The 4,402-nt window shown below is 68.1% G+C and carries 5 protein-coding genes; 1 reads left to right on the forward strand and 4 read right to left on the reverse strand.

Translation table 11 applies throughout. The features are described 5' to 3' along the window. The first annotated feature begins 197 nt into the window (after nt 1–197). A complete protein-coding gene (locus EES43_RS13900; protein WP_124269026.1) occupies nt 198–1,022 on the forward strand; it encodes a maleylpyruvate isomerase family mycothiol-dependent enzyme in 825 nt (274 codons plus the stop codon). Nucleotides 1,023–1,162: 140 nt separating this feature from the next. Here EES43_RS13900 and EES43_RS13905 read toward each other — a convergent pair whose 3' ends face one another. The 4 genes from EES43_RS13905 to EES43_RS13920 form a co-directional block, all read right to left on the reverse strand. Continuing rightward, nucleotides 1,163–2,473, reverse strand: coding sequence for an MFS transporter (locus EES43_RS13905; RefSeq protein ID WP_124269027.1), 1,311 nt, complete (start codon nt 2,471–2,473; stop codon nt 1,163–1,165). Then, the gene (locus EES43_RS13910) at nt 2,470–3,153 is read right to left on the reverse strand and encodes a GntR family transcriptional regulator (protein ID WP_124269028.1); all 684 of its coding nucleotides are present in this window, start codon (nt 3,151–3,153) and stop codon (nt 2,470–2,472) included. Before EES43_RS13910 ends, EES43_RS13905 begins: the two co-directional genes overlap by 4 nt. A 400-nt stretch (nt 3,154–3,553) precedes the next feature. Next, entirely contained in the window at nt 3,554–3,862 is a 309-nt protein-coding gene (locus EES43_RS13915) for an N-6 DNA methylase (RefSeq protein ID WP_241192415.1), read from the reverse strand. Next, the coding region (locus EES43_RS13920; RefSeq protein WP_164493172.1) for a hypothetical protein at nt 3,828–4,402 on the reverse strand (575 nt) is incomplete at its 5' end. The genes EES43_RS13915 and EES43_RS13920, both read right to left, overlap by 35 nt.

The following is a 4,402-nucleotide window of genomic DNA, read 5'->3' on the forward strand; positions in this document are numbered from 1 at the left end:
TGGCATTCGAGCCGTCAACACGGGCCTACGATCGTCACACGAAAGCACTGCCGGGCTGCCTGCTCGCAGCGTAACTTGGACGGTCGAAGCCACCGAACCTCACCGCAGCTCGCCGACAGCGCCGTCAGTGCCAGCCAGCCACCGCCAGCACTCCCAGCTCTCCAGCCCATGCTCCGCAGAACCGCACGAGGGGTCCCGTGACCGTCCATCCCATCCTCCAGCCCTACACCGACGCCGCGACCCACTCCATCGAAGCGATAGCCGAACTGGTGAAGCCCCTCGTCGAAGGGGAGTGGAACCGCCGTACGCCCTGCCCCGGATGGTCGGTGCGCGACATGGTGTCGCACGTCATCGGCATGGAGTGCGAGATGCTCGGCGACCCGCGTCCGATCCACACGCTGCCGCGCGACCTCTACCACGTGCAGAGCGACTTCGCCCGCTACATGGAGATGCAGGTCGACGTCCGGCGTCACCACACGGCTCCGGAGATGACCTCCGAGCTGGAGTACGTCCTCATCCGCCGCGCCCGCCAGCTCCGCAACGAGTCGCGCGCGCCGGAGGCCAAGGTCCGGGCCCCGCTCGGTGCCGAGCAGACCCTCGAAGTGGCGCTGAACATGCGCGCCTTCGACCTCTGGGTGCACGAGCAGGACCTGCGCGCCACGCTCGGCCGGCCGGGCAACCTGGACTCCCCCGGCGCCCTGATCACCCGGGACGTCCTGCTCGCCGCGCTGCCGAAGGTGGTCGCCAAGGACGCGGGCGCACCGGCCGGTACGGCGATCGTGCTCGACGTGCACGGTCCGGTCGAGTTCCTGCGGACGGTACGGGTCGACGCCGAGGGGCGCGGCTCGGTCGACGGCTCCCCGTCGCTCGGTCCCGCCGTCACGCTGTCGATGGACTGGGAGACGTACGTACGCCTCGCCTGCGGCCGGGTCCGGGCGGCGGCCGTCGCGGACCGGTTCAAGGTCGAGGGCGACCAGGACCTCGCCACCGCGATCCTGCACCACTTCGCCGTCACGCCGTAGCCGAGGCTCCGCGCCCCGGCGGCGCCCGCCCCGGATTTCCCCGGGCGCAGGGGGAGCGCCGCCGGGCGGAGACGGCCGGGAGAAGGCCGGCGGAAGCCGGAGAGACCGCCGGAGCCAGCCGGAGACAGCCCGGGACGGCCCTACGCGGGCACGTGTACCGCTTCGACCCGGCTCACCACGTGGTGTTCGCGTTCCCTGAGCGCGGCCCGGCGGCGCAGCCGCAGGATCTGGCTGACGCCGAGCGCTTCCAGGACGAAGACCGAGGCGAACGCGACGCGGTAGTTGTCGCCCGTGGCGTCCAGCAGCACCCCGACGGCGAGCAGCGTCGTCATCGAGGCGACGAATCCGCCCATGTTGACGATCCCCGACGCTGTGCCCTGGCGCTCCGGCGGGTTGGCGGGCCGGGCGAAGTCGAACCCGATCATCGAGGCGGGCCCGCAGGCGCCGAGCACCGCGCACAGCACGATCAGGAGCCACATCGGCGTGTGATCGGCCGGGTAGAGGACGGCCGAGGCCCAGAGCGCGGCCGTCGTGCCGACCGTGCCCAGGGCGAGCGGCACCCGCGCCTCGTGGTGCCGGGCGATGATCTGCCCGTAGACGAGCCCCACGGCCATGTTGGACAGCACCACCAGGGTGAGCAGTCCGCCCGCCGTGCCCCGACTCAGCTCCTGCGCCTCGACCAGGAACGGCATCCCCCACAGCAGGAGGAACACCATCGCCGGGAACTGGGTGGTGAAGTGCACCCACATGCCGAGCCGGGTGCCCGGCTCCCGCCAGGCGGCGGCGATCTGCCGGCGGACGTACGCGGCCCCCGCGTGCTCGGCGGGCGGCGGTTCGTGGCCCTCCGGGTGGTCCTTCAGGAAGAGCAGCAGCAGGACGAGCACGACCACGCCGGCCACCGAGCTGCCGACGAAGGTCGTGGTCCAGCCGAGGTTGTGCAGGGCCCGCGCGATGAAGAGCGTCGAGACGAGGTTGCCCGCCATCCCGAACAGGGCGGCGACCTGGCCGATGAGCGGGCCGCGCCGGGCGGGGAACCAGCGGCTGCCGAGCCGCAGCACGCTGATGAACGTCATCGCGTCGCCGCAGCCGAGCAGGGCCCGGGAGGCGAGCGCCATCCCGTACGACGGGGAGAGCGCGAATCCGAGCTGTCCGACGGTGAACAGGACGACCCCGATGGTGAGGACCCTCTTGGTGCCGAGCCGGTCGACCATCAGGCCGACGGGTATCTGCATACCGGCGTAGACGAGGAGCTGGAGGATGGAGAACGTGGACAGGGCCGAGGCGTTGACGTCGAACCGGTCGGCGGCGTCGAGTCCGGCGACGCCCAGGCTGGTGCGGAAGATGATCGCGACGAAGTAGACGGCGACGCCGATGCCCCACACGCGGGCGGCACGCCGTCCGCCGGGCGGGTCGCCGGGCAGGGACAGGGCGGGTGAGGCGGCCGAACTCACCGGTCCTCACCCCGCACCAGCACCCGGACGCGGCCGACGTGCCGCCGCACGACCTGGGCCGCGCCGTCCTCGTCACCGGCCCGGATCGCCTCCAGCAGCTCGGCGTGCTCGGTGATGTTGGCCTCGATCCTGCCGGGGTGGGCCTCCATCACCGCGACGCCCATGCGCAGTTGCCGGTCGCGCAGCTGGTCGTAGAGGCGCGAGAGGATCTCGTTGCCCGCGTTCTTCACGATCTCGGCGTGGAAGCAGCGGTCCTTGACCGCCACGGCCGCCAGGTCCCCGTCCTCGGCCAGCCGCCGCTGCTCCTCCAGCAGCTCTTCGAGCCGCGCGAGGAACTGGGCGGAGGCGGGCACGGCCCGGCGCGCCGCGAACTCCTCGACCAGCAGCCGGGTCTCCACCACGTCCTTGATCTCCTGCGCGGAGACGGCGAGCACCAGGGCGCCCTTCTTCGGGTAGAGCTTGATCAGCCCTTCCACCTCCAGCCGCAGCAGCGCCTCGCGGACGGGCGTACGGGACACCCCGACCGCGTCGGCCAGGTCGCCCTCGGTGAGCAGCGTCCCACCCTCGTAACGGCGGTCCAGTACCGCTTCCTTGATGTGCGCGTAGACGCGGTCGGCGGCGGGCGGCTGCTTCAGCGAGGTCTTCGGCGGCTGTACGGGGGCAAGAGGCGCGGCAGGCATGCGCACAGCATAGATACAACATGAACGCATGTCGGCACCCGTCCGGATTCTGGACCCCGGCGGAGCAGCGGCAAGTCGAACGCCCTGGACGGGTTGGAGGCCCGATCACGTCGGGAGCGCAAGCCGATCACGCGTAGCCGAGCTCCTCCGACCGAGCACCGGTCGATCACCCCGGCAAAGCCTCGGAGGCCCAGGGTCACTCTCGGCGAGTTCCGTGATTCGTGATGCCGCTTCTTCCCACCAGGAACGGCAGCTCCGGATGAACTTTCCCTCTCGGTCGGCAGCAAGGCCCGGGAGACGTGCCGCCGTCACCTCGCAGCCGCCGCTTTGAAAATCGAGATAATCAGCGCTCTTCGGCTGAACGAATCAGAGAGTCCGATGCCGTAGAGGTGGAATTTTGCTACTTCCACTTCGACTTCACTTCGCGGTACGCCGCCGAACAGCGCCGCCCGTATGTCGAGCGTGGTTCGGCAGCAGGACTCGCGTCCACGTAGCGCCGAATATTGAGATTGAAGTCGTTGTCCGCGATCTCCTCCAGCGAGACCGCCCGCGAGAAGCGAGGAATGTCCACCCGTTCACGGAAAACGTTCACGATCTTCTCAATATTCTGAGGCTCCAACAGAATCTGCCCTCGCTGATCCGCTGGCGCTCCGTTCGCGCCTCGCTTCACCGGATCAGAGAAAATAGGAGAAGACGGAAGCTTGATCATAATGCATCGCCGAAGTGATCTGCTCCAATTCACTCTTGCTGATCTTCTGACCCGTGTAAACAGGGGGTTTGTTGATCAGAACAAGATTGGCCTTCTGTCCTGTGAAGCTTCCCGATCCCGGGGAGTTATCCACCCCCCATGGCAGTCGCTGATTCGGGTGCAGCAACAGAGGTTGCGACGGAGAAGCCTTATCTGGACGGGCGGCCTGATTCCGGGACAAGGGGAGGCTCAGAGGGTCATCTCCGATCACAGATTTATTCCAGTCCTCGTACGGATCAGCAGTGTTTTCCATCCAGTCATCCATTTTCGAACTTATACTCTTCCTCATTTCTGCACTTTCGAGGTCCCCCTTTACGGATTCGTGCCACTCCATGTCCAGAGGATCTTTGGCCGGCCTCCATGGCTCACCACGTGGCAGTTCCTTCGTTACTTCCGGCACCGGATCCGATGCCGGCGCCGGTGCCGGCGCCACCTTGCGGGATTTTATGATTCTGTCTTTGGCAAAAGCGATCGCGCCGGGTGTTTTCTTGACGCCGACAG

This window comes from Streptomyces sp. ADI96-02, from assembly GCF_003846185.1.
Lineage (GTDB): Bacteria > Actinomycetota > Actinomycetes > Streptomycetales > Streptomycetaceae > Streptomyces.